The organism is Gordonia sp. SMJS1, from assembly GCF_029866425.1.
Taxonomy (GTDB): domain Bacteria; phylum Actinomycetota; class Actinomycetes; order Mycobacteriales; family Mycobacteriaceae; genus Gordonia; species Gordonia hongkongensis.
Window position 1 is genome coordinate 2,274,405 of record NZ_CP123381.1, and the last position, 25,428, is coordinate 2,299,832.

The window sequence follows — 25,428 nt, forward strand, 5'->3', positions numbered from 1 at the left end:
CGTGGCCGACGCAACCATCGAGAACGCCGGCCTGCTCGTCGTCGACAAGCCGGCCGGGATGACCAGCCACGATGTCGTCTCCCGATGCCGGAAGATCTTCAACACCCGCCGCGTCGGGCACGCCGGCACCCTCGACCCGATGGCCACCGGGGTCCTGGTCGTCGGGATCGAGCGGGCCACAAAGCTTCTCGGACTGCTGTCGCTGACGACGAAGTCGTACACGGCGACGATCCGACTCGGCGCGTCCACCACGACCGACGACCGCGAAGGCGAGATCCTCGATACGGCAGACGCATCCGGGGCCCTCGACGCCGACATCACCACGGCCATGGCCGATCTCACCGGTGACATCCAGCAGGTCCCGGCGAAGGTCAGCGCCATCAAGGTCGACGGCCGGCGAGCGCACGCACTGGTGCGGACGGGTGCCGACTTCGACCTCGCGCCGCGCCCGGTCACCGTGTCCCGCTTCGAGCTGCTCGACGCCCGGCGCGATGCGGAGTTCGTCGATCTCGATGTGGCCGTTGACTGTTCGTCGGGCACGTACATCCGGTCACTGGCGCGCGATCTCGGCGCCGCGCTCGGGGTCGGCGGGCACCTGACCGAACTCCGGCGGACGGCGGTCGGCCCGTTCACCCTCGACCATGCGCGGACGCTCGACGATGTCCGCGACGAGCCGCGCGTCAGCCTCGACATCGACGAGGCGGTCAAGATCTCGTTCCCGCGCCGCGACATCGACGATGACGAGGCCGAGTCGATCAGTCAGGGTCGATGGCTGGAGCCGATCGGCCGCAAGGAGATCTATGTCGTCGTCGATCCGCGGGAACAGGCGATCGCGCTGATCCAGGAAAAGGGTCGCCGCGCGAGTTCGGTGATGGTGGTGCGCCCGGCGACCCTGCGCTGACGCGCCCTGCCGAAGAAACGGGTCAGCCGCGCGGGACGACGAAGATGGCGCGCGCGGCGATGTCGCCGAGGTCGATGGGATCGCCGTCGTCGAGCGACACCGAGATCGTGCCCGCGAACGGGCGCTTCTCGGCGACGGTCACCACACAGTCGAGGGCGACGCCCACCTGGTCGAAGTAGCGCAGCATCTCGGGATCGGTGTCGGAGATCCGGGCGATGGCGCCCGACGCCCCGACCTCCAGGTCGGCCAGGAGTGCCGCGTCCGGTGCGGGGATCGAGCCGTCGAGTGCGGGAATCGGGTCGCCGTGCGGATCCCGGTCGGGGAAGCCGAGTTTCGCATCGAGCCGGGCCATCAGCCGGTCGGACACCGCATGTTCGAGGATCTCCGCCTCGTCGTGGACCTCGTCCCAGCGGTAGCCCAGCTCGCGCACCAGGAAGGTCTCGATCAGCCGGTGGCGGCGCACCATCAGGATGGCCGCGGACCGTCCAGCGGCGGTGAGGGTGACCGCGCCGTACGGTTCGTGCGAGACGAAGCCCTGGTCGGCGAGTTTGCGGATCGCCTCCGACGCGGTCGATGCGGACACGCCGAGGGATTGCGCCAGCAGCTTGGTGGTGACCTTGACGTCTTCCCACTCCTGGCTGGTCCAGATCACTTTCAGATAGTCCTGGGTCACCTGTGACAGTTCTGTCACCGGACGATCCGTTCCCCGAGGCATGACCAAGAGCTTAACCCCACCGCAAACGCGAGTGGCGGTGGTGGTTTGGAACACCGGGTGCCCGTAGTCTGGTCGCGTGTTGCGTTGGCGAGGTCTGGACGACATCCCCGCGGGCTGGGGACGGTGCGTGGTCACCATAGGTGTCTTCGACGGTGTTCACCGGGGACATGCGGAGCTCATCAACGCCGCCACGAATGCGGCGAAGGAGCACGGCGTCCCGGCGGTGCTGATGACGTTCGACCCGCACCCGTCCGAGGTGGTCCGCCCGGGATCCCATCCGCCGCAACTGACGACGCTGACACGACGCGCCGAGCTGGCCGAGGAGCTCGGCATCGACGTCTTCTGCGTCATGCCGTTCACACCCGAACTCGCCGCCCGGTCGCCCAAGGACTTCGCCCACGACATCCTCGTGGAGACGTTGCACGCGGCCGTCGTGGTCGTCGGCGACAACTTCACGTTCGGACGCAAGGCGGCCGGCGACGTGGCCAAGCTCGCCGAACTCGGTGGGAAGTTCGGCTTCTCGGTGGAATCGGTCTCGCTGTTCGGTGAACATGCGGTGACCTTCTCGTCGACCTACATCCGCTCGTGTGTCGCGGCCGGTGACGTCGACCGCGCGACCGAGGCGCTCGGCCGCCCGCATCGGGTCGAGGGTGTGGTGGTGCGCGGCGACGGCCGTGGCCGCGACCTCGGGTACCCGACGGCCAACGTGGCCCCGCCGATGTACGCCGCGATTCCCGCCGACGGCGTTTACGCCGCCTGGTTCACGATCCTGGGCGCGGGCCCGGTCGTCGGCGAGGTCGAGCCGGGGGAGCGCTACCAGGCCGCGGTGTCGGTCGGCACCAACCCCACCTTCTCCGGCCGAACCCGAACGGTCGAGGCATTCGTTCTGGACAAGAGCGCCGACCTCTACGGGCAGCACGTCGCCGTCGACTTCGTGCACCGCATCCGCGGGATGGAACAGTTCGACGGCGTCGACGACCTGATCACCGCCATGGGTGACGACGTGACGAAGACGCGCGAGATCCTGGCGGCGGCCGAGAGCTGAGCCCTGGATTTGGGCCGGGTCCCACCCGGGCGGTAGCCTGATCAGTCGGTGTTGCTGCAGTCCGCGGTGGCGCACCGTGGTTGTTTCGGACGCGGTACTGAGAAACAGGAGTATCTCCATGGCTTTGACTGTCGAGCAGAAGAAGGAAATCCTCGCCGAGTACGGTCTGCACGAGACCGACACCGGCTCGCCCGAGGCCCAGGTCGCGATGCTGACCAAGCGCATCACCGACCTCACCGAGCACCTGAAGCAGCACAAACACGATCACCACAGCCGCCGCGGTCTGCTGCTGCTGGTCGGCCGTCGCCGTCGTCTGTTGAAGTACGTCGCCAAGGTCGACATCAACCGCTACCGTTCGCTCATCGAGCGTCTCGGCCTCCGTCGCTGACTCCACCGTCGCTGATCTCCCGACTTCCACCGGCCGCCCCCGAAACGGGGCGGCCGGCTTTGTCGTATCGGGGGTCGTCGTATTGAGGTATCGACAGTCGGCGGTGATACGCTGACAGACGGATCGTGCCGGAACTCGAGGCAGTGCGGAACGACCAGCCAGATCGGTCCTCGGTAGTGGCCGCCGGAACCCTCGCCCGGGCAACCCTCGGGCGCGCAGGATTCCGGCCGCTTCGATCGAAGGCCGTCTGAGCACTCAGCCGGCGCAGACACGCTGCGCCATTCACCGTGCTGCCGCACATTCTCGGCGCGTTCTGGGTAGGTCCGATCCGCGCGTGCGCTGCTGTGCGAGCTCGCTCGACGTCACACGTGAGTTCTTGCTGCGCACCTCCGCGAAGGCCACCCCCAACCGCACAAGCGGCCACCTTCTCGTGGCCGCGTCAGACGGCCGCCACCGGCAGCCGCTACGAAGGGATTCCACCCCACATGACAGATGTGAACACCACCGAAGACTTCGCCGACGACTACGACGACGCGATCACCGAGGCGACCGCCGTCATCGACAACGGCAGCTTCGGCACCCGCACGATCCGTTTCGAGACCGGGCGCCTCGCGCTGCAGGCCGCCGGTTCGGTCACCGCATACCTCGACGACGAGAACATGCTGCTCTCGACCACCGCGGCGTCGAAGCACCCGAAGGAGCACTTCGACTTCTTCCCGCTGACCGTCGACGTGGAGGAGCGGATGTACGCCGCGGGCCGTATACCCGGGTCGTTCTTCCGCCGCGAGGGTCGTCCGTCGACCGACGCGATCCTGACCTGCCGTCTCATCGACCGTCCGCTGCGTCCGTCGTTCGTCGACGGTCTCCGCAACGAGATCCAGGTCGTCGTGACCGTCCTCTCGCTGAACCCGAACGACCTCTACGACGTCGTCGCGATCAACGCCGCGTCCGCCTCCACCCAGCTCGCGGGTCTCCCGTTCTCCGGTCCGGTCGGCGGCGTGCGTGTCGCGCTCATCCCGACCGAGGAGAACAAGGCCGGCCAGTGGGTGGCGTTCCCGACCGTCGAGCAGCTCGAGGGCGCCGTGTTCGACATGGTCGTCGCGGGCCGCATCGTCGCCGGCTCCGGTGACAGCGCCGACGTCGCGATCATGATGGTCGAGGCCGAGGCCACCGACAACGTCATCGACCTCATCGCCGGCGGCGCGCAGGCACCGACCGAGGCGATCGTCGCCGAGGGCCTCGAAGCCGCCAAGCCGTTCATCGCCCGCCTCTGCGAGGCACAGAAGTCCCTGGCCGCCGCCGCGGCCAAGGAGACCGCCGAGTTCCCGCTGTACCCGGCATACCAGTCGGATGCCTACGACGCGGTGGCGGCCGCCGCCACCGATCGCCTGTCGGAGATCCTGACGATCGCCGGCAAGCAGGAGCGCGACGACAAGACCGACGAGCTCAAGGCCGACGTCCTCGAGCAGCTCGGCGAGCAGTTCGCGGGCCGCGAGAAGGAGATCGGCGGGGCCTACCGGTCGCTGACCAAGAAGCTCGTCCGGCAGCGCATCCTGACCGACCACTTCCGCATCGACGGCCGCGGCATCACCGACATCCGTGCCCTCTCGGCCGAGGTCGCGATCATCCCGCGCGCCCACGGCAGTGCGCTGTTCGAGCGCGGCGAGACCCAGATCATGGGTGTCACCACACTCGACATGGTCAAGATGGCGCAGCAGATCGACTCGCTCGGACCCGAGACGTCCAAGCGGTACATGCACCACTACAACTTCCCGCCGTATTCGACCGGTGAGACCGGTCGCGTCGGATCGCCCAAGCGTCGCGAGATCGGCCACGGTGCGCTCGCCGAGCGTGCCCTGATGCCGGTGCTGCCGAGCGTCGAGGACTTCCCGTACGCGATCCGCCAGGTGTCCGAGGCACTGAGCTCCAACGGTTCGACCTCGATGGGCTCGGTCTGCGCGTCGACCATGTCGCTGCTGAATGCCGGTGTGCCGCTGCGCGCCCCGGTCGCCGGTATCGCCATGGGCCTCGTCTCCGACACCGTCGACGGCGAAACCCGTTATGTCGCACTGACCGACATCCTCGGCGCCGAGGATGCCTTCGGCGACATGGACTTCAAGGTCGCGGGCACCAAGGACTTCGTGACCGCCCTGCAGCTCGACACCAAGCTCGACGGCATCCCGTCGCAGGTGCTCGCGGGTGCGCTCAGCCAGGCCAAGGACGCCCGACTGACCATCCTCGACGTCATGGCCGAGGCCATCGACGAGCCCGACGAGATGAGCCCGTTCGCGCCGCGGATCACCACCATCAAGATCCCGATGGACAAGATCGGCGAGCTGATCGGCCCGAAGGGCAAGACGATCAACGGCATCACCGAGGAGACCGGCGCCAACGTCTCCATCGAGGACGACGGCACCGTGTTCGTCGGCGCGGCCGACGGTCCGTCCGCGCAGGCGGCGATCGACCGCATCAACGCTATCGCCAACCCGCAGCTGCCCAAGGTCGGGGAGCGCTTCCTGGGCACCGTCGTCAAGACCACCGCGTTCGGCGCCTTCGTGTCGCTGCTCCCGGGTCGCGACGGCCTCGTGCACATCTCGAAGCTCGGCAAGGGCAAGCGCATCAACAAGGTCGAGGACGTGGTCAACGTGGGCTCCAAGCTCCGCGTCGAGATCGCCGACATCGACGAGCGCGGCAAGATCAGCCTCGTCCCGGTCGACGACGACGCCGACAAGGCCGACGCGCCCGCCCCCGACGCGGTCAAGGATGACGCGGTGAAGGCCGACGCCTGATCTGAGAACGACCCACCGGGGCCCGCCGTCCATTGCGGACGGCGCGCCCCGGTGTCGTCTGGAAGCCGGCGTCAGGATCGGTCGGCGGTGTCGAAGCTGATCTCGAAGCCGTCGGTCCAGGCCGACCCGGATCCGGCGATCTGCTCGTAGAGGCCTTCGATGGTCTGGGCCGTCGAGATCGCCTGGTCGGGGTTCTGCGTGCCGAAGTTGCCGCTCGAGGAGATCCCGACGAGGACATACCGTCCGCCACGGGTCTCCTGGTACCACGGTGAACCCGAATCCCCGCCGAGGACGACGAGTTCGGCGTTGACGAGACGATGCTCGGGCGCGGCGTCCTGATGCAGCAGGGCGGTCACGGTGCCGACGGTCGTCCCGGTGCGTTCGCCGGTCTTGGCGACCGGTTCGCCGACCTCGGGGTCGGCCGCCGTCGCGAAGACGGGGTCCACCTCCCAGTCGTCCTCGATCGCGATGACGGTGTAACCGCGGGGATCGGCGAGCGTGATCGACCCGTCGGGGGTGCCGCCGTCGTCCTGCCAGTCCACGACCTCACCGATCGTCTCGCCGTCGGTGGTGGTGACCTCGTCGCCGACGCCCTCGGCGCAGTGCCCGGCCGTGACGGCGAGGCGATCACCGTCGGCGTTGGTCCCGAAGAAGCCGATGGAACACAGGCCGTCGCCGATCAGGATGCCCTGGCCGGCGGTGAGTGTGTCGGCGTATTCGGGCGTGATGGCGGCTGCGGGGGCGGTCGTGCCCATTGCCACGGCCAGAGCGGCCAGCAGGGTGGTCGCGGCGGCGACGTGAGGCTTGATCATCGGGGGTCCTTTGCTCCGAGAGGGTGTCTGCTCCCTTCGAGCCGAACCCTGGCCCCGCGGTGTGCCGGCCGGACTCCGAATCATTCGACCGGCCGACGGTCTTCGAAGACCTCGGGCCCGCCTAGACTCTGCAGACATGGCCGGTGAGGAGAAGCCGCAGCTGACGGTGGCGCGGCGTCGGGACGCCGGCGGGATCTCTGCGGCGAGCACGGTCGCCGAACTGCTCCGCACCGCACCGGTGATCGGCCGGGCCGACATGACCGTCCGCCAGGCGGCCGCGCTGATGACCGAGCGCGGACAGGACTACGTGGTGATCCCGCTGCCGGACCGGCGCTTCGGCGTGCTGACCGACGGCGACATCCGGGCCGAGGTGGTCGCGGCCGGACGCAGCGTCGACACCTCGGTCGGGGAGATCGTCACGGAACCGGCGTTCGTCGTCGATGCCGGTGCAGCGTCGATGGACGTGCTGACCGAGCTCGTCGACCGCGATCTGGCGATCGTCCCCGTCCGTGGCGCCGACGGCGAGGTGATCGGTGTCGTCGGGGCGGGGGATTTCGTCGCCGACCCCGTCGGTGCGGGCATCCCGCTGCGCGAACAGATCCGACGTTCGATCGCCGTCGAGGAGCTGCAGGGGCACGCGCGCAGGCTGCCGCAGTTCGTGGCCGATCAGGTTCGCCGGGACCGACCGCCGTACGAGATCTCGCGCGCGGCTTCCATGATCGTCGACGCGGTCGTCGGTCGCGCGCTCGATGTCGTCCTGACCGCACACCCCGAACTCGATCCCGCGGCGTTCACCTGGTTGTCGCTGGGCAGCAACGCCCGTCGGGAGCCGGTGCTGAGTTCGGACGTGGATTCGGCTGTCTCCTTCGACGATTCGGCCGGCGGCGAGATCGAACGCTATCGGGCAGCCTTCGGTGAGGTCGACGAGGTGTTGCGGAACGCGGGACTGCGGGTCGACGACAACGGCGCCGTCGCGTCGAAGCCGCTGTTCGCGCGGACCCACACGCAGTGGCAGACGGCGGCGCGTGCGTGGATCGATGATCCGCTCGCCGGCAAGGGCATGATCTTCACATCGCTGATGCTCGACGGCCGGCCTGTCCGTGGGCGCGACGCGGTGTCGGCGACGCCTGCGGTCGCGATGATAGCCGGGTTGCGGCGTGACCCCCGGACGATGAATCTGCTGCTGGCCGAAACCCTTTCGACGCGTGCCCGGTTGCGGTCCCGGCGGGATGTGTTGACCGGTCGGGGCAACATCGTCGACATCAAGGGGCATGCGGTGACACCGCTCGTCAACATCGCGCGGTGGGCCGCGGTCAGTGTGGGTTCGACCGACGTCGACACCCGTGGCCGTCTGCGCGCGGCGTCCGGCAGCGAGATGCTGCCGAGCGATCAGGCGTCGACGCTCATCGAGGTCTTCGATGTGCTGCAGCGTGTTCGGCTGCGATATCAGGTCGCACAGTTCGACAACGGTGATCCGCCCGGCGATCGGTTCGATGTCAGGCAGTTGTCCCCGCTGGACCGCAGCCTGCTCGGGCAGGCGGTCCGCGAGATCGCCGGAGTGCAGCGCCGCATGTCGACCATGAGCCGACTTCTTCCCGGACCCGAGCAGGTGACCTGAATCCCGATGTGCCTGATCCTTTTTGCGTGGAACGCGCACCCCACTCAGCGGTTGATCGTGGCCGCAAATCGGGACGAGCAGCACCGTCGCCGCACCTTCGCGCTGTCGCATTGGGACGACCTGCCGATCCTCGGCGGTCGCGATGCCGTCGCCGGCGGTACGTGGATGGCTGTCTCGGCCGAGGTCCCCGACCGGGTGGCCATGGTCACGAACGTCCGGGTCGGGCCGGCTCGACGGGCCGGAATCCGTTCGCGCGGACAGCTTCCGGTGGACTATCTGATCGGCGACGACGGCCCGAAGGTGTACGCCCACCGGGTCCTCGACGATGCGGGGGCGGCGTACGATCCGGTGAATCTGCTCGTCGCCGATCGGGGCGAGCTGTGGTGGATGACCAACTGGCCGGAACCGCGCGCCGAGCGGGTGGCCGACGGCGTGCACGGTCTGTCCAACGGGGCCCTGGACAACGACTGGCCGAAGGTCGTCGACGGCGCGGCGGCGTTGAGTGGGCTGGTCGAGGCAGACGGTGGCGGGTCGGTGGGGTCTGCGGACGAGTCCTACTTCGCCATGCTGGCCGACCAGGATCGGCCCGACCCGACGCGTCTGCCCGACACCGGCGTCGGGCCACAGGCCGAAGCGGCGTTGTCGCCGATGTTCATCAACATCCCCGGGTACGGCACCCGGGCATCAACCCTGCTGCGCGTCGGGTACGACGGCCACGGATCGATGACCGAGCGCCGCTACGGTTGGCGGGGCCGACGCCGGGGAACCACCACGCTGACGTTCTGATCAGTTGTGCGCGAAGGGGTTCGGCGACACGTCCAGGTCGAGTGCGGCGCCGACCTCGGCGGTGAACAGTTGACCGTGCCGCGTGCTCAGTCCCGAGGCGAGTGCCGGGTCGGCTGCGCACGCCTGCTCCGTTCCCGAGTCGGCCAGCCGGAGGACGTAGGGGAGGGTCGCACCGGTGAGCGCCTGTGTCGACGTACGCGCGACGTTGCCGGGCATGTTCGCGACGCAGTAGAAGACGGTGTCGTGGACGGCGAAGGTCGGGTCGTCGTGGGTGGTGGGTCGAGAGTCCTCGAAGCAGCCGCCCTGGTCGATCGCGACGTCGACGAGCACCGCGCCCGGCTTCATCTGGGCGACCGTGCTGTTCGAGACGAGGACCGGTGCCTTGGCGCCCGGCACTAGGACGGCTCCGATGACGAGGTCGGCACCGACGACCGCCTCCTCGACCGCCAGGGCCGTGCTGTACCGGGTGTGGGCGCGGCCGCCGAAGCGGGCGTCGATCGAGCGGAGTTTGGCGATGTCGATGTCGAAGACGGTGACCTGGGCGCCCATGCCGAGGGCGATCTGCGCCGCGTTCACGCCGCTGACGCCACCGCCCAGAACGACCACGTCGGCGGGCTCGGTTCCCGGCACGCCGCCCATGAGTACGCCCCGACCGCCCGCCGAACGCATCAGGTGATAGGCACCCACCTGCGGTGCGAGGCGTCCGGCGACCTCGCTCATCGGGGCCAGCAACGGGAGCGCGCCGTCGGCGGTCCGGACCATCTCGTAGGCGATGGAGGTGATGCCCGACGCCAGCAACGCGTCGGTGCAGGCCCTGCCGGCGGCCAGGTGCAGGTAGGTGAACAGCGTCTGATCCCGACGTATCAGCGCGAACTCCGAGGCGATCGGTTCCTTGACCTTCAGCAGTAGTTCGGCCTGCTCCCAGACCGCGGCGGCGGTTCCCAGGATCTGTGCACCGGCGGCCTTGAAGTCGTTGTCGGCAATGGCGGATCCCTCGCCCGCGCCGGCCTGGACGATCACGTCGTGGCCGCGCTGGTGGAGTTCGGCGACGCCGGCGGGGGTGATGGCCACGCGGTATTCGTGATTCTTGATCTCGGTGGGGATGCCGATGCGCATGATGACTCCGTCGGGTTGTGGTCTCCTGAACGTTCCTCGATGAACTGGTTTTCAGCGTGAAGGAACATCGGCCATGACACAATCGTGCGGAAGAATATTCTCGATGAGCGCGGTCTGCCGACGATCGTGTGAGGAGGGAGGGCGCGATGGCCACCACACCGAAGGATGTTCGGGCCGGTGAACTCGACGCGACGGACCGGGAGCTGCTCCGCCTGCTGCAGTCCGATGCGCGGATGCCGAACAGCGAACTGGCGCAGCGCGTCGGCATCGCCGCGTCGACCTGCCACGGCCGCCTGCGTCGGCTCGTCGACCTCGGCATCATCCGCGGCTTCTTCGCCGACGTCGACCCGGCGGCGCTGGGGCGCCCGCTGCGTGCCATGGTCGCCGTCAGTCTGCAGTCCGACGCGCGCGGTCAGATCCGGCGCTTCGTCGGCGAGATCGCCACCCACGACGAGGTGATCGACGTGTTCTTCCTCGCCGGCACCGACGACTACCTGCTGCATGTCGCCGCCGCCGACACCGAGGCGCTGCGCCAGTTCGTCGAACGACTCAACGGCCGACCGGAGGTCGCCGGAACCACCACGTCGCTGGTGTTCGAACACCGCCGCGGCGGTGCCCCGATCTTCTGAGGCGAGACGCCACTAGACTGGCCCGGCAGCGACTCGGCCGGCAGGACACGACACGAAGAGGTGGACATGAGCGGTATCAAGGTGGGCGTCCTGGGCAGCCAGGGCAAGGTCGGGCAGGCGATCGTCGCCGCGGTCGAGAATGCCGACGACCTCACCTACACCGTGGGCGTCGACAAAGGTGACTCACTCGAGTTCTTCACCGACACCGAAACCCAGGTCGTCGTCGACTTCACCCACCCCGATGTGGTCATGGACAACCTGAAGTTCCTCATCGCCAACGGAATTCACGCCGTCGTCGGGACCACCGGATTCACCGAGGAACGCCTCGACACCGTCCGCGGCTGGTTGTCGGAGAACCCCGGCGTCGGCGTCCTCATCGCACCCAACTTCGCGATCGGCGCAGTGCTGTCCATGCGTTTCGCCGCCCAGGCCGCCAAGTACTACGACTCGGTCGAGGTCATCGAGTTGCATCACCCGCACAAGGCCGACGCGCCGTCGGGAACCGCCTATCGGACGGCAGAGCTGATCGGGCGCGCGCGAGCCGAGGCCGGTGTCGGACGCAGTCCCGATGCCACGACCGAGGAACTCGACGGCGCCCGCGGCGCGGTCGTCGACGACGTACGTGTCCACTCGGTGCGCCTCGCGGGACTCGTGGCACATCAGGAGGTGCTGCTCGGCACCGAAGGCGAGACGCTGACCATCCGGCACGACTCCCTCGACCGGGCGTCGTTCGCACCCGGAGTGCTCCTGGGCGTGCGGAGCATCGCCGGCCGTCCCGGACTCACGATCGGGCTCGAAGAACTGATGGACCTCTGACGATGACCTCCTCCGGCCCGCCGAACGAACCAGCCCACGACGACGACACCGAGGGCGGCGCACCCCGACTCGGCCCGCGGAAGAAGGACTCCCGTCCGATCGTCTGGATGATCGCATTCCTCGTCGTGGCGCTCATCGTGTACTTCGTTCTGCTCGGATGGCGTGGCTTCCAGCTGATCGCCTCTGGGTCGGCCGCCGGGATCGGTCTCGGTCTGGGCGTGATCGCGCTGCCGCTGATCGGGGCGTGGCTGGTCTACGCGACGCTGCGGGCGGGCCTCGAGCACCAGAAACTCGCCGCCATCATGGCCGACGAGGGACGTGAACTCGACATCTCGAACCTGCCGCACCGCGCATCGGGCCGGATGGAGCGCGACGCGGCCGACGAGCTCTTCGCCCAGGTGAAGGCCGAATGGGAGGCCGACCCGAGCGACTGGCGCAACACCTACCGCATCGCCCGTGCCTACGACTACGCCGGCGACCGCACCCGTGCCCGCTCGATGATGAAACGGGCTGTCGCCCAGTACCACGGCCGGGAGCAGTAGTCCGATGAGCCGGCTGCTCATCGTCCACCACACCCCGTCACCGGCATGCCAGGAGATGTTCGAGGCAGTCGTGTCCGGTGCGACCGACCCCGAGATCGAAGGCGTCGAGGTGATCCGACGCGCGGCGCTCGCCGTCACCGCCTCCGATTTCCTCGACGCCGACGGGTACCTCCTCGGCACGCCCGCCAACCTCGGATACATCAGCGGCGCACTGAAACACGCCTTTGACGTCAGCTACTACCAGATCCTCGACTCGACCCAGGGTCGGCCGTTCGGGCTGTACCTGCATGGCAACCAGGGCACCGAAGGGGCTGTGCGGGCGGTCGATTCGATCACCTCCGGCCTCGGCTGGACCAAGGCCGCCGAGCATGTCATCGTCTCCGGCGCCCCGGGCAAGGACGACCGCGAAGCGTGCTGGGAGTTGGGTGCGACGGTGGCAGCGGGGTTGATGGAGGGGTGAGCGAGTGGGGAGCGGCCGCTGGTGCGCTTATTGTGTCGACTAAGAGCGCCTGGATCTCCCTCGAGCGGCCTGAATGACAACGCATTCTTCGATAGGATTGATTGTGGCGCAGCATCATTCATTCGGTCCGTGTCGATCGACCCCCGGTGCACTGTTCTCGGCGTGCTCGGTGTCGGCGTTGATGACATGCCCAATCTCGTCGGAGTCGATCAACCCTGCGTCGATGAGTGCCTGGTGAATTGATTGCCACTGGGTGGAGTCGAGATCCTGTGACGGGTCGCTGGGCATCGGCGGTGGTTTTCCGTCCTCGCCCGCGGGAGCCGTGTAGACCTTTGCTTCACGGTCCACGCTTGTCTTAGTGACCACCACCTTTTCGGCGAACACTTGCGGATCGACCGCGAGTTTCCCTGTCGATCAAGCTCATGATCATGAGGTGGGTGGTAATAACCAGATGACAGATCCGCGCGATCCCGGGGCGGCTGCGTGGTAGCGGTCGTCGATGCTGAGCTCTTTGATCACTGGGATCGCGGCGTGGTGGCGTGAACCAAGTCGCCGTAGATCCAGGCGTACATGAGCTTGCGGTCGGTGATTTGGCCGCTGGCGGTGCCGACTAGGTACGCCTGTGCCTCGCCGCTGCCGTCGATGATCGTTCTCCAGCTGTCGCGCCACCAGTCTGGGTCGATCTCCTCATCGAGCGCGTCGGTGCCCACCACTTCCTCGAGGGCGTCGAGCACCTTGACGCAATAGATCGGCTCCCTGGCTAGAACCAGCGGACGTACCCGGCTCGCCAGGGATTCCATCGCCTCCTCGGGGGGATACTCGATCTTGATCCGGTGGGATTCGTCCCCCGTCTTCACATTCCGGGTGACCGAAATCTGCACAGTGCCGTCATGAAGTCGGGCCATGAGGTCAGCCTGTTCACGGATCAGCGAGTGGGCCATGATGCGACGCACCCTCAGCAAGAACCCCTCGATGACCGCCTGAGGCGTTGATTGTGGCATGGCTCGAACTCTGGGACCAAGGTCCGACACCCGCCGTAGGTAAGGTTGCCTCGAACCCGCGACCTCCGTGGCTTGATAGTGGACGACTCCGGCGCGCTGCCGGATTGGATGACTGCGAGGGCGTGATGGCGTGAGTCTTGGTCGTCTCGGATGAGCCGAAGAGCGCGGTCTAGGTCGGCGTTGGTTGCCGCTCGTCGATCAGCGCTCTCTCGGCCACCTGTGAAAGTACAGAGATGCGGCGGAGATGGACACGGGATCGACGTCATCGCGACGATTCGTTTGAGCTTCTGGAGTAGCTCGCGAGTGTTCCGCGGAACACTCTGAACCTTGGGTTGAGGCTCGAGGAATTGTCGGTGCCTGGCGATACCTTGTTGCTGTACTTCTCGTTCGGTTCTGGGGGTTGCGGTGCGGGTCAGTGCTTTTCGTTCCGGTGGAGATGTGTCGTCGATGTTCGACGGTGCGGATCCGGAGTCGCTGTCGGATGAGGTGCTCGAGGCTCGGGTGCTGGGTTATGCCGCTCAGATCACGGCTCTGACAGCGAACTTCCTTGACCTGGTGGCGGAATTGGATGAGCGGGAGTCGTGGCGGGGGCCGGGGATTCACTCGCTGGCGCACTGGTTGTCGTGGAAGGCCGGCATCGCACCGCGAACGGCGCATGAGCAGTTGAGGGTCGCCAAGGCGCTACGAGAATTGCCGGTGATCCGCAAGGCTTTTCGCGAAGGTCGGCTGACGTATTCGAAGGTCCGCGCGTTGACACGGGTAGCTACACCGGAGCGTGAGGCGGAGTTGGTGAATCTGGCGTTGTCGTGCACGGCGAGTCAGTTGGATCGGGCGGTGCGGGCGATGGCCCAGATCGACCGCAACCGTGGCGTCGAGGAGAACAGCCGGCCACCGGTGGAGTCGACCGGCCGGTGGAAGTGGAACGATGACGGGTCGTTGTCGGTGTCGCTGCGGTTGAGTCCGTTGGATGGGGCGCGGTTCCTTGCTGGGACGGTGCGGGCGGAATATGAACGCACCCGGACGTGTGATGACCCGGATCTGCCGTCGGTCGAGCGTGTTCCGCGGAACACTGAATCCGGTTCAGAATCAGAGGATTCGGAGGTGGTTCCGTCTCGGCGTCGGGATCTGTGGCGGCAGGTGCCGTCGAATGTGGCGCCGGCGGTGGTGGCGATGGCCGACATGGTGCATGAGGGGATCGCGATGCCCGATCTTGCTCCGGGCGCGGAGATCTTGATCCATGCCGGTGAGGGGGTGGAGTCGGCTCATCTCGATGATGGACCCGGGTTGTCGGAGGCTGAGGTGGACGAGGCCCGGTGTGGGGCGTCGACGCGGGAGGTGGTGAGCCGCCGGGTTCCCGGTCAGCCGGGGAAGTTGGCGTTGTTGGGGGTGGGTCGTCGGAAGCGGGCGCCGAACAAGGCGTTGGTGCGGGCGTTGTTCGTGCGGGATCGGTGTTGTCAGGTGCCGGGGTGTGGTCGGACGCGTCATCTGCATGCCCATCATGTGGTGTTCTGGTCGGCGGGTGGGCGGACGGATCCGGACAATCTGATCTTGTTGTGTGGGTCGTGTCATCGGTCGTTGCATCGGGGCGAGTTTGCGATCACCGCGCATGGGTTGCAGCGGTTCACGTTTCATCGCCCGGACGGCACTGAGATCGAGGCGGCGCCACCTACGTCGAAACCGGGCGGGTGGCGACCCGATCAACGGATCGGCGTAGATGCGACGGTGCCGGTCGGCGGTGGTCGAATGGACCTGGGATACACCACCGAGGTGCTCTTCGCGGTGTGGGAATGGAAGCAGCGCAACACAACTCACCTAGAGCCCGCCGTGCACAGGGCCGCGTAGGCGCCTAGCTGTTAGACTGACACGCGGTGTGCCGGGAAGTCTGGTCGGCTGCGCGTTGACGGTGAGCCCCGCACGAGGGGGCGGCCACGACGCGTACGTAGCCCACCCGACGAAGGACTCCGTACGCACCATGACTGACACCGACTCCCGTCGGGCCACCCCGACGCTCTTCTCGCGCGGCTCCTGGCCCGAAGCTTCCCGCATCGCCGACATCTTCCGGCGCGAAACCATCGGCGGCATGCTGCTGCTCGTCGCCGCGGTCGTAGCCCTTCTATGGGCCAACTCGCCATGGTCGGCCGCCTACTTCGGCCTCGGCGACATCCATGTGGGGTCCGACGCGCTCGGTCTGCACCTCGATCTCTCCCTGGCCACCTGGGCGGCGGACGGTCTGCTCGCCATTTTCTTCTTCGTCGTCGGTCTGGAGCTGAAACGCGAGTTCGTCGCCGGCGACCTCCGCGACCCCGCGCGGGCCGCGCTGCCCATCGCCGCGGCGGTCGGTGGAATGGCTGTTCCCGCACTCATCTTCGTTGCGGTCACCATGCGGGCGGGCGACGGAGCGGTGCAGGGCTGGGCCATTCCCACCGCCACCGACATCGCGTTCGCGGTCGCCGTGCTGGCCGTGCTCTCCACGCACCTGCCCGTCGCGCTGCGCACCTTCCTGCTCACCCTGGCCGTCGTGGACGACCTGCTGGCCATCACGGTGATCGCGGTGTTCTACACCGAAACCATCAACGGCACCGCGCTGGCCCTGGCCCTGATCCCACTCGCGGCGTTCGCCGTTCTCGTGCAGCGGCGGATCACCGCGTGGTGGCTCCTGCTCCCGCTGGCGGCCCTCACGTGGGCATTCGTCCACGAGTCCGGCGTTCACGCCACCGTCGCCGGCGTCGTCCTCGGCTTCACGGTCCCGGTGCTCCGGCGGGTCGGGAGCGATGAGACGGATACCCGGCATTGCCTGGCAGAGCATTTCGAACACCGGGTCCGGCCCATCTCGGCAGGCTTCGCCATCCCGGTGTTCGCCTTCTTCGCCGCCGGCGTCACGATCGGCGGTCTCAGCGGACTCCGCGAGGCGCTCACGAACCCCGTTGCGCTGGGCATCATCTTCGGTCTGGTGGTCGGCAAGACGGTGGGCATCGTCGGCACCACCGCACTTCTCGCCAGGTTCACGCGCGCCACCCTCGACGCCAGCATCCGGTGGATCGACGTCACCGGTGTCGCGATGCTCGCCGGCATCGGTTTCACCGTGTCGCTGCTCATCGGCGACCTGGCGTACGACCCGGAATCCGACCGCGCGGAGTACGTCAAGATCGGTGTGCTGGTCGGTTCACTGGCGGCCGCCTCGGCCGCGGCGGTCATCTTGCGGATGCGCAACCGCCACTATCGCCGGGTCGCCGAAGAGGAGATGCGCGACGACGACCACGACGGCATTCCGGATGTCTATCAGCGGGACAGCTGATCGGTGGGACTCGAAGTCGTCGCCATCGCGGCTGCCGCCAGGCCGGTGGCGTAGTCGTCGATGGTCGTCGGCCCGGTGAGCACCGTGGTCCCCGGACGTCGGCCGACGACCCGGCCGTCGTTGATGGCCCGTGTCATGCCCACATGATGGCCTGCGACATCGGGACTGAATCCGGCCTCGTCGACGAGCGTCGCGACCATGTCGTCGTCGGACAAGCGCTCATACCGCAGCTTCGGAAGGCCGAAGGCACGTCCCAACGCGGCCGTCACGGTGGCCTGGTCGACGTTCACCGGACCCAGGATTTCCCGGCTCAGATGTTTACCGCCCCAGCCTGTTCCGACCAGCGCATCCACCGCTGCCGCGGCGATGTCCCGCGTGGCGACCATCGGAACCGCCACATGCGGATCCAGCGAGTCCGCGACGATGCCCGCATTCTGCATCAGCGGGAGGTACGAGCGGGCGTTGTCGTAGAACCAGCCGGCACGCAGAGCGAGCACCTCGACGCCGGACAACTCCGCCAGCCGCTGCTCCAGGATGTGCAGACCGACCAGAAATCCGGTGCCGGAGCTGATCTCGGCGCCGACGCTGCTGAGCGCGACCACACGCGGCACACCCGACTCGCGGAGGGCGCGGACGATCGCGTCGGTCATCGTCCGCTGCGAGGCGAGGTGGTCGGCGGCAGTGTGATCCACGGGTTGCATCACGAACACCGCGTCCGAGTCGCGCATGGCGGTGGCGAGCGCGGACGAATCGGTGGTGTCGGCTACCGCGGTGTCGGCACCGAGCCGAGCGAGGGCGTCGAGCCGCTCAGAAGAACGCCCGACCGCCCGAACCCGGTGTCCGGCGTCGAGCAGGCGGGTGGTGACCTGTGCGCCGACGGTGCCTGTTGCCCCGAGGATTGTGTACATGAGGACCTCCTGAATCGTTCGATGTCGTATGTCCAGAGTGAAGCGGAGTTGCCGGACGAAACAGCGCTCACAGTCCGCAATGCATGCTCAATCGTCCGAAACGGCAGACGATCGGATCACGATGACCGATCATGGACGGGTGCGCAGACCCGACGGCAGTCACCCGGACCCGTTCCACAGCCCCGACCCGCTCGGGGAGGCCCTGCACTTCTTCCGGTTGAACGGCGCCTTCTACTGCCGGTCGGAGCTCACCGAGCCCTGGGCGCTGACCATGCCGGTCTGGGAGGACTGTCTGTGCGTGCACCTCGTCGTGTCGGGGTCGCTGCGGTTGTCCGCGCCGGACGGTGAGTCGCTGCGATTCGCACCGGGAGATCTCGTCGTCGTGCCGCACGGCCGGTCGCACGTCATCCGCGGAGACGGCGAGGCGACGTTCGCCCCGGTCGTCACCGATCTGCCGCACGACTACCTGAGCGATCGGTATGCCGTCCTGCGCCACGGCGGCGACGGGCCCGAACGCTCGGTCCTGATCTGTGCCGTCGTCCGGTTCGACCATCCCTCGGCACGGTCGCTGACCTCGATGCTGCCGCCGATCCTCGCCATCCGCGCCACCGATTCCCGTGCGGGTGCGAGCAACTCGTGGCTGCGGGACCTCATGCGCATCGTGATCGACGAGGCCGGCGAACTCCGGCCCGGCGGGGAGGCGGTCATCACCCGGTTGTCCGACATCATCGTCATCCACGCCATCCGATCGTGGTTGCAGGACGCGGAGGGCACCCGCACCGGCTGGCTCGGGGCTCTCGCCGATCCACAACTCGGGCGTGCGGTCGCCGCGGTCCATCGCGATCCGGCGGGGGAGTGGAGCGTCGAACGACTGGCCCGTGAGTGCGCGATGTCGCGGTCGACGTTCGCGGCCCGGTTCACCGCCGTCGTCGGCGAGCCGGCGATGCAGTACGTCACCCGGTGGCGGATGTGTGTGGCGGCGGATCGTCTTCGTGACCCGAACGCGTCTGTCGCGTCGGTGGCGGGCGGACTCGGCTACTCGTCCGAGGCGGCGTTCAGCCGGGCGTTCAAGCGGGTCAACGGGTCCTCGCCCGGGCGAGTACGACGCGCGGCGCGGGCCGGCTGATCACTCGTCCTGGCCGGCGGCCGGGTCGACGGCGGCGGCGAGCGCGCGGCTCACCTCGAATTGCCGGACCAGGAACGCCTTCTCGTCCAGCTTCTTCCGCCGCATCCACGTCGTGACCTCGGAATTGCACTTGCTCGCATTGCACGAACCGCAGCACGGCACGACGTTGGCGACGGTGTACCGGCCGCCGCGGGAGATGGCCAGCATGCAGTCGCGCTGCAGCGCGACGCCCACCGCACCGCAGTACGCGCACCCACCCCAGGCCTCCTGCAGCGCGAGCCACTGGGCGTCGGTGAGGTCGTTGTCGCGGGCGGCGACACGCTTGCGACGACGCTTCGCGTACCGATTGGCGCGGGTGGTGCTGCGGGTGGCCACGGGAGGAGCCTACCGCTCGGATCACACGTGTCACAGCCGTCACAGGCCGAGTCGGGGCCGTGTCGTGCGCCCGGCGGTGCGACTACTGCTTTGCCTAGACTGGCACCCGTGAGCACGGCCATCCGCGACATGTCATCGACCGGGACCATCCCGACTCCGTACGAGGACCTGCTGAGCCTCGTCATGGAGACAGGGACGCCGAAGGCCGACCGCACCGGGACCGGGACGCGCAGCCTCTTCGGCAGGCAATTGCGCTACGACCTCGCCGAGGGTTTCCCGCTGATCACCACCAAGAAGGTGCATCTGAAGTCGATCGTCTACGAGTTGCTGTGGTTCCTGCGCGGCGACTCCAACGTCCGATGGCTGCAGGAGCGCGGGGTCTCGATCTGGGACGAGTGGGCCGACGAGAACGGTGAACTCGGACCCGTCTACGGCGTGCAATGGCGGAGCTGGCCGACACCGTCCGGTGAGCACATCGACCAGATCGCGGCCGCCCTCGACCTGCTCAAGACCAACCCCGATTCGCGCCGGAACATCGTGTCCGCATGGAACGTGGGGGAGATCCCGCAGATGGCACTGCCGCCCTGCCACGCGTTCTTCCAGTTCTACGTCGCCGACGGCAAACTGTCGTGCCAGCTGTACCAGCGCAGCGCCGACCTGTTCCTCGGCGTGCCGTTCAACATCGCATCGTATGCGCTGCTGACGCACATGATGGCCCAGCAGGCGGGCCTCGAGGTCGGCGAGTTCGTGTGGACCGGCGGCGACTGCCACATCTACGACAACCACGTCGAGCAGGTGACGTTGCAGCTGTCACGCGACCCGTATCCGTACCCGAAACTCGAACTGCGCAAGCGGGATTCGATCTTCGACTACGAGTACGACGACATCGCCATCATCGACTACCGGTCCCATCCCGGGATCAAAGCCCCGGTGGCGGTGTGACGTCCGACCTCGCGGGGGAGGGCTCGCGTGAGGTGCGCCTGGTCTGGGCGCAGGGACGCGGCGGGGCGATCGGCCGGGACAACACGATCCCGTGGCGGGTCCCCGAAGATGTGGCGCGGTTCAAGGAACTGACGGTCGGGCACCCGGTTGTCATGGGCCGCAAGACATGGGATTCGCTGCCGCCGCGATTTCGGCCGCTGCCCGGTCGCGCCAATGTGGTCGTCACCCGCGACGCGAGCTGGTCGGCCGACGGCGCGTCGGTCGCGGGATCGGTCGCCGAGGCGCTCGAGCTGGCCGGTGGCGAACGGGTCGGAATCATCGGCGGCGGCGAGATCTACCGCTTGGCAATGGAATTCGCGACCGAACTGTGTGTCACGGAGATCGACGTCGAGGTCGACGGCGCCGACGCGTTCGCTCCGGAGATCACCGACGAGTGGGCTTTGGCACATCGCGGTGAGTGGCAGACCTCGACGAGCGGCATCGGGTATCGCTTCGTCGACTATCGGCGCGCTCGGCAGGGCTGATGGCGCCGGATCGTCTCTCGATCGCGCAGGCGCGTCGAATCGCGCTCGCCGCACAGGGTTTCACCGACCGCCGGCCCGCTGCCGCGCCCACCATGGCACACCTGAAGCGCGTCGTCGGCCGGACGCGGCTGCTGCAGATGGACTCGGTCAACATTGCCGCGCGTGCGCACTTCATGCCGCTGTTCTCTCGCCTGGGTGCCTACGATCCCGACCTGTTGCACTGCGCCGCGTGGCAGCCGGGGCGCGGTCGACGGCTGCTCGTCGAGTACTGGGCCCACGAAGCCGCGCTGATCCCGGTGCCCGACTGGCCCCTCTTCCGATGGCGGATGGACGACTTCGCCGACGGTCGGTATCGGCACACGCGAGACGTGATGCGTCGCAACCGTTCTCTGGTCGGCGACATCCGGGCCGTGATCGAGGCGGTCGGCGCGACCACGCCCCGTGCCATCGAAGCGGAACTGGGCATCGAACGTGAACCCGGTGCAGCCGGGAGCTGGTGGCAGCGCGGTGAGGTCAAGCACCTGTGCGAGGCCATGTTCGCCGCCGGTGACCTGTCGGCGGTCCGCAACGGGAACTTCGTGCGGCACTACGACCTCACCGAACGGATCGTCGGCGCGGACATCGTCGCGCTGCGACCCGACCGTGGGCAGGCGCACCGTGAACTCGTCAGCCGTGCCGCCCAGGCGCTCGGTGTCGCCACCGTGGCCGATCTGGCCGACTACTACCGGCTCCGGCCGGCCGACGCGCGGCCTGCGGTCGCCGAACTCGTCGAGGACGGTGTGCTGCAGGAGATCTTCGTGGACGGCTGGCGCGACCCGGCCTACCTGACCGCCGGCGCGGTGATTCCGCGGCGCGTCGACGCCTCGGCGATCCTGTCGCCGTTCGACCCGCTCGTGTTCTTCCGCCCCCGCGCCGAACGACTCTTCGACTTCCACTACCGCATCGAGATCTATGTGCCCGAACACAAACGCGTGCACGGCTATTACGTGCTGCCGTATCTGCTGGGCACCGACATCGCCGCGCGCGTGGACCTGAAGGCCGACCGCAAGAACCGCACCCTGCAGGTGCTCGGGGCCTACTGCGAGCCGGGTCGTTCCCGAGGCCTCGTCGCCGAACGGCTGTCCGCGGATCTGCGGAGCTTCGCCGGCTGGCAAGACCTCGACGATGTCGTCGTGTCCGGACGCGGCGACCTGGCGCCCGACCTGCAACGGGTGCTGCACGGCGCGTGACCCACACCGGGTGATGCAATGCTGAGGATCGAAAGTTCACGACAGCGATGGGAGACGAAGCGATGACCGTGTCGTATGAGGGTAACGACTACCGATTGGTGATGTTCGATCTCGACGACACCCTGGCCCCGTCGAAGAGCCCGCTCGACGACCAGATGGTCGATCTGCTGCGTCGGATGCTCGACGTGAGCCTGGGCTGCATCATCTCCGGCGGCAACTTCACCCAGTTCGAGAAGCAGGTTCTCGCGCGGCTCGGCAACTTCGACAGCGTCGCCAACCTCCACCTCATGCCGACGTGCGGAACGCAGTACGTGCGGTGGTCCGGGAACGACTGGGAGACGGTCTACGCGGAGTTCCTCACCGACGACGAGAAGCAGCGCACGCTCGACGTGCTGGAGGCCGGCGCGAAAGAGCTCGGCCTGTGGGAGAGCGAGACGTGGGGTGACATCCTCGAGGACCGCGGCAGCCAGATCACCTTCAGCGCGCTGGGGCAGAAGGCGCCCGTCGACGCGAAGGCGGCCTGGGACCCCGACGGAGCGAAGAAGGAGTCCCTGCGGGCCTACGCCGCCGAGCGACTTCCCGACCTCGAGGTGCGCAGCGGCGGTTCGACGTCGGTGGACGTCACCAAGAAGGGCATCGACAAGGCTTACGGCGCACTGAAGTTGATGGACATCCTCGGCCTCAGCACCAGCGACATCCTGTTCTTCGGCGACCGGCTCGACGAGGGCGGCAACGACTATCCGGTCAAGGCCCTCGGGATCACCTCGATCGCCGTCCACGGCTGGCCCGACACCCACGCGAAGTTGTCGGCGCTGCTGGATCAGGTTGAGACGGGCAGCTAGTCGACCGGCCCACCCGCCGGGACGACCCGCTGGGTGCCGTTCGCGACCCGGTAGGACTTCGCGTAATACTGGCCGGAGCGCGGATTCGTCTTGTCGTGCACGAAGTACCAGTCCATCTGCGTCGCCGCCGGCGTCACGGTCAGGACCGAATACCCGTGCGCGTCGAACTCGCTCCAGCGCACGTGGTGGTTCGTGGCAGCGAAGGCCGAGGACACCGCGACCCCGGCGGTGTTGGCGGGCACGTTCAGCATGTCGTCGATGTTGGTCGACGTGATCGAGGTGCCGACCAATTCCGTTGCGACACTCCCGCCGCCGGGATAGTTCGCCGGGTCGGCCGGGATGTCGCACGCCCACGACGAGTGGATGTCACCGGTGATGAAGACGACGTTGTCGACGCGATTGCGGCGCAGCGATTCGAGGAGACGTCGACGATCGGCGGCGTAACCGTCCCACTGGTCGGCGTTGTACGGGATGCCCTCGCGCGGGATGCCGAGCAGTGCGGTGACCGCGCCGGTTGTCTGCGGATCCAGCGGGGGGATCAGCACCGGGGCGATCATCACCGGGTTGCCGACGATCTTCCAGCGGGTCTCCGACGACGTGAGTCCATTGGTCAGCCAGGACATCTGTGCCCGGCCGAGGATCGTGCGGGCGGGATCGTCGATGGCCGCCGACCGGGCGCTGACCTGCAGGTCGCGGTAGGAGCGCAGATCCAGCATGGACAACTCGAGCAGACGGCCGAAGCGGAGCCTGCGGAACAGGTGCCGGCCCGCGGTGTCGACGGCGGGGCGGATCGGCATCCACTCGGCGTACGCGCGAAGCGCGGCGGTGCGCCGCGCGGCCCAGGAGCCCTCGCCCGCCTGATGGTTCTCCGCCCCGCCCGACCACGAGTCGTTCGACGACTCGTGGTCGTCCCAGATGCAGATGAACGGCAGGTCCCGGTGCAGCCGGGCGAGGTCGGGGTCGGTCTTGTACTGCGCGTGGCGTGTCCGGTAGTCGCGCAGGGTGACGATCTCGTGGCGGGGGTCGTGCGGCCGGACGGTTCCGGTCTTGCCGGTGTATCGCCCGGTCTCGTACTCGTAGAAATAGTCGCCCAGGTGGACCACCGCGTCGAGTGCCGGCTGCGCGGCCAGATGCCGGTAGGCGGCGAAGTATCCGGCCTCCCAGTTGGCACACGACACGACGCCGAATCGGATCTTCGCGACGTCGGCACCGGTCGCGGGGGCGGTGCACGTGCGACCGACGGGCGACACCGCGCCGGTGGCGGGTCCGGACAGCACCGTGAAGCGGTAGTGGTACCAGGTGCGCGGCGCCAGACCCGACGCGTCGATCTTCACCGTATGGTCGGAGTCGGCGGACGTCCGCACCTCGCCCGCGGCCACGACGGCGCCGAAGCCGGGGTCCCGGGCGATCTCCCAGCGGACGAGGCTCTGCGGCCCCAGGCCGGAACCGGGTGTCGCAGCCGGGGTCGGGGTGATGCGGGTCCAGAGGACGACGGCGTCGGGGAGCGGGTCGCCGGACGCGACGCCGTGGCGGAACACTGCCGCCGACGGGGGCCCGGGCGACCGCGGCGCGCCCTGGGCGACGACGGCGGGGGAGGCGAGCGCCGCACCGGTCACGACCGCACCCGTGCGCAGGAAGTCGCGTCGCGTCGTCATCGCATCCACCCCCGGGTACTCGCCCACGCCTGCAGGGACTCTACCGCGGACGGAACCCGACGGTGCGGTACTCACGTGGTGGGGGAGAATCGGATACCGCGCGGCACGCGGACGTGTGGCCGCGACGGACGACAGGAGACATGCGTGTCCGAATTGGTGCCGCTGAAGGTGCAGATGGTGGCGATGACCCAGTTCACCCCGCCGGAAGACGTGCCGTGGAGCACCGACGCCGAGGGCGGTGAGGCGCTGGTCGAGTTCGCCGGTCGGGCGTGCTACCAGAGCTGGGACAAGCCGAACCCGCGTACCGCCACCAATGCCGGCTACCTGCGGCACATCCTCGAGGTCGGGCACCTGTCGCTGCTCGAACACGCATCGGTGACGTTCTACATCAGCGGCATCTCCCGCTCGTGCACCCACGAACTGATCCGGCACCGCCACTTCTCGTACTCGCAACTGTCCCAGCGGTTCGTGCCCGAGCACGACTCCAACGTGGTGGCGCCGCCGGCGATCGTGGGCGACCCAGAGCTCGAGGACCTCTTCGCCGCGGCGACCGACGCGAGCCGGGCGGCCTACACCGAGCTCCTCGCGGCGCTGGAGGCGAAGTTCGCCGACGTCCCCAACGCCATCCTGCGTCGGAAACAGGCACGTCAGGCTGCTCGCTCCGTGCTGCCCAACGCCACCGAGACGAAGATCGTCGTCACCGGCAACCATCGCGCCTGGCGGCACTTCGTCGGCATGCGCGCCACCGAGCACGCCGACGTCGAGATCCGCCAGCTCGCGGTGGAGTGTCTACGCCAGCTGATGCGGGTGGCGCCCACCGTGTTCGGCGATTTCGAGATCGGCACCCTGGCCGACGGGACCGAGGTCGCCACCTCACCATTCGTGCTGGAAGGGTGAGGATCGTCACCAACAGG

General features: G+C 68.0%; 26 protein-coding genes. 18 read left to right on the forward strand and 8 right to left on the reverse strand.

What is annotated here, in order from left to right; genetic code table 11:
- The first annotated feature begins 1 nt into the window (after window position 1).
- A complete protein-coding gene (gene truB, locus QAD21_RS10385; RefSeq protein WP_259937589.1) occupies window positions 2-901 on the forward strand; it encodes a tRNA pseudouridine(55) synthase TruB in 900 nt (299 codons plus the stop codon).
- A gap of 22 nt (window positions 902-923) precedes the next feature.
- Here truB and QAD21_RS10390 read toward each other — a convergent pair whose 3' ends face one another.
- Window positions 924-1,592 (reverse strand): metal-dependent transcriptional regulator, encoded by a 669-nt coding sequence (locus QAD21_RS10390; RefSeq protein WP_082652845.1) that lies wholly within the window; start codon window positions 1,590-1,592, stop codon window positions 924-926.
- A gap of 100 nt (window positions 1,593-1,692) precedes the next feature.
- On the opposite strand from QAD21_RS10390, the gene QAD21_RS10395 reads away from it, so the two are divergent.
- The 3 genes from QAD21_RS10395 to QAD21_RS10405 all read left to right on the forward strand — a co-directional run bounded on the left by QAD21_RS10395 (window position 1,693) and on the right by QAD21_RS10405 (window position 5,838).
- Complete coding sequence (locus tag QAD21_RS10395) at window positions 1,693-2,661, forward strand: bifunctional riboflavin kinase/FAD synthetase (RefSeq protein ID WP_280361345.1); 969 nt, start codon at window positions 1,693-1,695, stop codon at window positions 2,659-2,661.
- A gap of 118 nt (window positions 2,662-2,779) precedes the next feature.
- Entirely contained in the window at window positions 2,780-3,049 is a 270-nt protein-coding gene (gene rpsO / locus QAD21_RS10400) for a 30S ribosomal protein S15 (protein WP_004021887.1), read from the forward strand.
- A 485-nt stretch (window positions 3,050-3,534) separates the two neighbouring features.
- Window positions 3,535-5,838: a polyribonucleotide nucleotidyltransferase gene (locus QAD21_RS10405; RefSeq protein WP_058250140.1), complete on the forward strand. Its 2,304-nt coding sequence runs from the start codon at window positions 3,535-3,537 to the stop codon at window positions 5,836-5,838.
- A 71-nt stretch (window positions 5,839-5,909) separates the two neighbouring features.
- Here QAD21_RS10405 and QAD21_RS10410 read toward each other — a convergent pair whose 3' ends face one another.
- Window positions 5,910-6,650, reverse strand: coding sequence for a hypothetical protein (locus tag QAD21_RS10410; protein WP_058250141.1), 741 nt, complete (start codon window positions 6,648-6,650; stop codon window positions 5,910-5,912).
- Window positions 6,651-6,786: 136 nt separating this feature from the next.
- Here QAD21_RS10410 and QAD21_RS10415 point away from each other — a divergent pair, with 136 nt between their 5' ends.
- Window positions 6,787-8,268: a putative nucleotidyltransferase substrate binding domain-containing protein gene (locus tag QAD21_RS10415; protein WP_280361349.1), complete on the forward strand. Its 1,482-nt coding sequence runs from the start codon at window positions 6,787-6,789 to the stop codon at window positions 8,266-8,268.
- A 6-nt stretch (window positions 8,269-8,274) separates the two neighbouring features.
- On the forward strand, window positions 8,275-9,054 hold the full coding sequence (locus QAD21_RS10420) for an NRDE family protein (RefSeq protein ID WP_280361350.1): 780 nt from the start codon (window positions 8,275-8,277) through the stop codon (window positions 9,052-9,054).
- Here the strand turns inward: QAD21_RS10420 and ald are convergent, their stop codons facing one another.
- The gene (gene ald / locus QAD21_RS10425; RefSeq protein WP_280361352.1) at window positions 9,055-10,170 is read right to left on the reverse strand and encodes an alanine dehydrogenase; all 1,116 of its coding nucleotides are present in this window, start codon (window positions 10,168-10,170) and stop codon (window positions 9,055-9,057) included. It lies immediately after the preceding gene.
- A 146-nt stretch (window positions 10,171-10,316) separates the two neighbouring features.
- On the opposite strand from ald, the gene QAD21_RS10430 reads away from it, so the two are divergent.
- The 4 genes from QAD21_RS10430 (at window position 10,317) to QAD21_RS10445 (ending at window position 12,617) form a co-directional block, all read left to right on the forward strand.
- Window positions 10,317-10,799, forward strand: a complete 483-nt coding sequence (locus QAD21_RS10430; protein ID WP_058250145.1) for an Lrp/AsnC family transcriptional regulator — start codon at window positions 10,317-10,319, stop codon at window positions 10,797-10,799.
- 66 nt (window positions 10,800-10,865) lie between these two features.
- Window positions 10,866-11,615: a 4-hydroxy-tetrahydrodipicolinate reductase gene (dapB, locus tag QAD21_RS10435; protein ID WP_058250146.1), complete on the forward strand. Its 750-nt coding sequence runs from the start codon at window positions 10,866-10,868 to the stop codon at window positions 11,613-11,615.
- A gap of 2 nt (window positions 11,616-11,617) precedes the next feature.
- Window positions 11,618-12,157, forward strand: coding sequence for a hypothetical protein (locus QAD21_RS10440; RefSeq protein ID WP_065628941.1), 540 nt, complete (start codon window positions 11,618-11,620; stop codon window positions 12,155-12,157).
- Between the two features lie 4 nt (window positions 12,158-12,161).
- Window positions 12,162-12,617: a flavodoxin family protein gene (locus QAD21_RS10445; RefSeq protein WP_280361355.1), complete on the forward strand. Its 456-nt coding sequence runs from the start codon at window positions 12,162-12,164 to the stop codon at window positions 12,615-12,617.
- 114 nt (window positions 12,618-12,731) lie between these two features.
- Here QAD21_RS10445 and QAD21_RS10450 read toward each other — a convergent pair whose 3' ends face one another.
- Complete coding sequence (locus QAD21_RS10450; protein ID WP_139115403.1) at window positions 12,732-12,965, reverse strand: hypothetical protein; 234 nt, start codon at window positions 12,963-12,965, stop codon at window positions 12,732-12,734.
- Between the two features lie 167 nt (window positions 12,966-13,132).
- Entirely contained in the window at window positions 13,133-13,618 is a 486-nt protein-coding gene (locus QAD21_RS10455; RefSeq protein WP_065628939.1) for a hypothetical protein, read from the reverse strand.
- Window positions 13,619-14,065: 447 nt separating this feature from the next.
- Between QAD21_RS10455 and QAD21_RS10460 the strand changes: the two genes are divergently transcribed.
- Window positions 14,066-15,460, forward strand: coding sequence for an HNH endonuclease signature motif containing protein (locus QAD21_RS10460; protein ID WP_280361358.1), 1,395 nt, complete (start codon window positions 14,066-14,068; stop codon window positions 15,458-15,460).
- Window positions 15,461-15,590: 130 nt separating this feature from the next.
- A complete protein-coding gene (gene nhaA, locus QAD21_RS10465) occupies window positions 15,591-16,913 on the forward strand; it encodes a Na+/H+ antiporter NhaA (protein ID WP_065628937.1) in 1,323 nt (440 codons plus the stop codon).
- On the opposite strand, the gene QAD21_RS10470 is transcribed toward nhaA, so the two are convergent.
- On the reverse strand, window positions 16,898-17,821 hold the full coding sequence (locus QAD21_RS10470) for an NAD(P)H-binding protein (protein ID WP_065628936.1): 924 nt from the start codon (window positions 17,819-17,821) through the stop codon (window positions 16,898-16,900). The genes nhaA and QAD21_RS10470 overlap by 16 nt on opposite strands.
- 121 nt (window positions 17,822-17,942) lie before the next feature.
- Here QAD21_RS10470 and QAD21_RS10475 point away from each other — a divergent pair, with 121 nt between their 5' ends.
- Entirely contained in the window at window positions 17,943-18,947 is a 1,005-nt protein-coding gene (locus tag QAD21_RS10475) for an AraC family transcriptional regulator (protein ID WP_083207187.1), read from the forward strand.
- Here the strand turns inward: QAD21_RS10475 and QAD21_RS10480 are convergent, their stop codons facing one another.
- Window positions 18,948-19,322: an HNH endonuclease signature motif containing protein gene (locus QAD21_RS10480; protein ID WP_058250166.1), complete on the reverse strand. Its 375-nt coding sequence runs from the start codon at window positions 19,320-19,322 to the stop codon at window positions 18,948-18,950.
- 108 nt (window positions 19,323-19,430) lie between these two features.
- Here QAD21_RS10480 and QAD21_RS10485 point away from each other — a divergent pair, with 108 nt between their 5' ends.
- From QAD21_RS10485 to QAD21_RS10500, 4 genes are all read left to right on the forward strand, one after another.
- Entirely contained in the window at window positions 19,431-20,264 is an 834-nt protein-coding gene (locus QAD21_RS10485; RefSeq protein ID WP_065628935.1) for a thymidylate synthase, read from the forward strand.
- Window positions 20,261-20,788, forward strand: a complete 528-nt coding sequence (locus tag QAD21_RS10490) for a dihydrofolate reductase (protein ID WP_065628934.1) — start codon at window positions 20,261-20,263, stop codon at window positions 20,786-20,788. The genes QAD21_RS10485 and QAD21_RS10490 overlap by 4 nt, the downstream gene beginning before the upstream one ends.
- Window positions 20,788-22,017, forward strand: a complete 1,230-nt coding sequence (locus QAD21_RS10495; protein WP_280361364.1) for a crosslink repair DNA glycosylase YcaQ family protein — start codon at window positions 20,788-20,790, stop codon at window positions 22,015-22,017. Before QAD21_RS10490 ends, QAD21_RS10495 begins: the two co-directional genes overlap by 1 nt.
- Window positions 22,018-22,079: 62 nt before the next feature.
- Window positions 22,080-22,859: an HAD-IIB family hydrolase gene (locus QAD21_RS10500; protein ID WP_058250306.1), complete on the forward strand. Its 780-nt coding sequence runs from the start codon at window positions 22,080-22,082 to the stop codon at window positions 22,857-22,859.
- Here the strand turns inward: QAD21_RS10500 and QAD21_RS10505 are convergent.
- Window positions 22,856-24,514 carry an alkaline phosphatase D family protein gene (locus tag QAD21_RS10505; protein ID WP_165630178.1) on the reverse strand — a complete coding sequence of 553 codons (1,659 nt, stop codon included), beginning with the start codon at window positions 24,512-24,514 and terminating at the stop codon, window positions 22,856-22,858. The genes QAD21_RS10500 and QAD21_RS10505 overlap by 4 nt on opposite strands.
- A 144-nt stretch (window positions 24,515-24,658) precedes the next feature.
- On the opposite strand from QAD21_RS10505, the gene thyX reads away from it, so the two are divergent.
- Complete coding sequence (gene thyX, locus QAD21_RS10510) at window positions 24,659-25,411, forward strand: FAD-dependent thymidylate synthase (RefSeq protein ID WP_058250170.1); 753 nt, start codon at window positions 24,659-24,661, stop codon at window positions 25,409-25,411.
- Window positions 25,412-25,428: the final 17 nt, after the last annotated feature.

Excerpts from the sequence above, each read along its gene's own strand:
- rpsO (WP_004021887.1), top strand. The coding sequence starts at position 2,780 with ATGGCTTTGACTGTCGAGCAGAAGAAGGAAATCCTCGCCGAGTACGGT.
- QAD21_RS10405 (WP_058250140.1), top strand. The coding sequence starts at position 3,535 with ATGACAGATGTGAACACCACCGAAGACTTCGCCGACGACTACGACGAC.
- QAD21_RS10410 (WP_058250141.1), bottom strand. The coding sequence starts at position 6,650 with ATGATCAAGCCTCACGTCGCCGCCGCGACCACCCTGCTGGCCGCTCTG.
- QAD21_RS10415 (WP_280361349.1), top strand. The coding sequence starts at position 6,787 with ATGGCCGGTGAGGAGAAGCCGCAGCTGACGGTGGCGCGGCGTCGGGAC.
- QAD21_RS10420 (WP_280361350.1), top strand. The coding sequence starts at position 8,275 with ATGTGCCTGATCCTTTTTGCGTGGAACGCGCACCCCACTCAGCGGTTG.
- ald (WP_280361352.1), bottom strand. The coding sequence starts at position 10,170 with ATGCGCATCGGCATCCCCACCGAGATCAAGAATCACGAATACCGCGTG.
- QAD21_RS10430 (WP_058250145.1), top strand. The coding sequence starts at position 10,317 with ATGGCCACCACACCGAAGGATGTTCGGGCCGGTGAACTCGACGCGACG.
- dapB (WP_058250146.1), top strand. The coding sequence starts at position 10,866 with ATGAGCGGTATCAAGGTGGGCGTCCTGGGCAGCCAGGGCAAGGTCGGG.
- QAD21_RS10440 (WP_065628941.1), top strand. The coding sequence starts at position 11,618 with ATGACCTCCTCCGGCCCGCCGAACGAACCAGCCCACGACGACGACACC.
- QAD21_RS10445 (WP_280361355.1), top strand. The coding sequence starts at position 12,162 with ATGAGCCGGCTGCTCATCGTCCACCACACCCCGTCACCGGCATGCCAG.
- QAD21_RS10455 (WP_065628939.1), bottom strand. The coding sequence starts at position 13,618 with ATGCCACAATCAACGCCTCAGGCGGTCATCGAGGGGTTCTTGCTGAGG.
- QAD21_RS10460 (WP_280361358.1), top strand. The coding sequence starts at position 14,066 with ATGTTCGACGGTGCGGATCCGGAGTCGCTGTCGGATGAGGTGCTCGAG.
- nhaA (WP_065628937.1), top strand. The coding sequence starts at position 15,591 with ATGACTGACACCGACTCCCGTCGGGCCACCCCGACGCTCTTCTCGCGC.
- QAD21_RS10470 (WP_065628936.1), bottom strand. The coding sequence starts at position 17,821 with ATGTACACAATCCTCGGGGCAACAGGCACCGTCGGCGCACAGGTCACC.
- QAD21_RS10475 (WP_083207187.1), top strand. The coding sequence starts at position 17,943 with ATGACCGATCATGGACGGGTGCGCAGACCCGACGGCAGTCACCCGGAC.
- QAD21_RS10495 (WP_280361364.1), top strand. The coding sequence starts at position 20,788 with ATGGCGCCGGATCGTCTCTCGATCGCGCAGGCGCGTCGAATCGCGCTC.
- QAD21_RS10500 (WP_058250306.1), top strand. The coding sequence starts at position 22,080 with ATGACCGTGTCGTATGAGGGTAACGACTACCGATTGGTGATGTTCGAT.
- QAD21_RS10505 (WP_165630178.1), bottom strand. The coding sequence starts at position 24,514 with ATGACGACGCGACGCGACTTCCTGCGCACGGGTGCGGTCGTGACCGGT.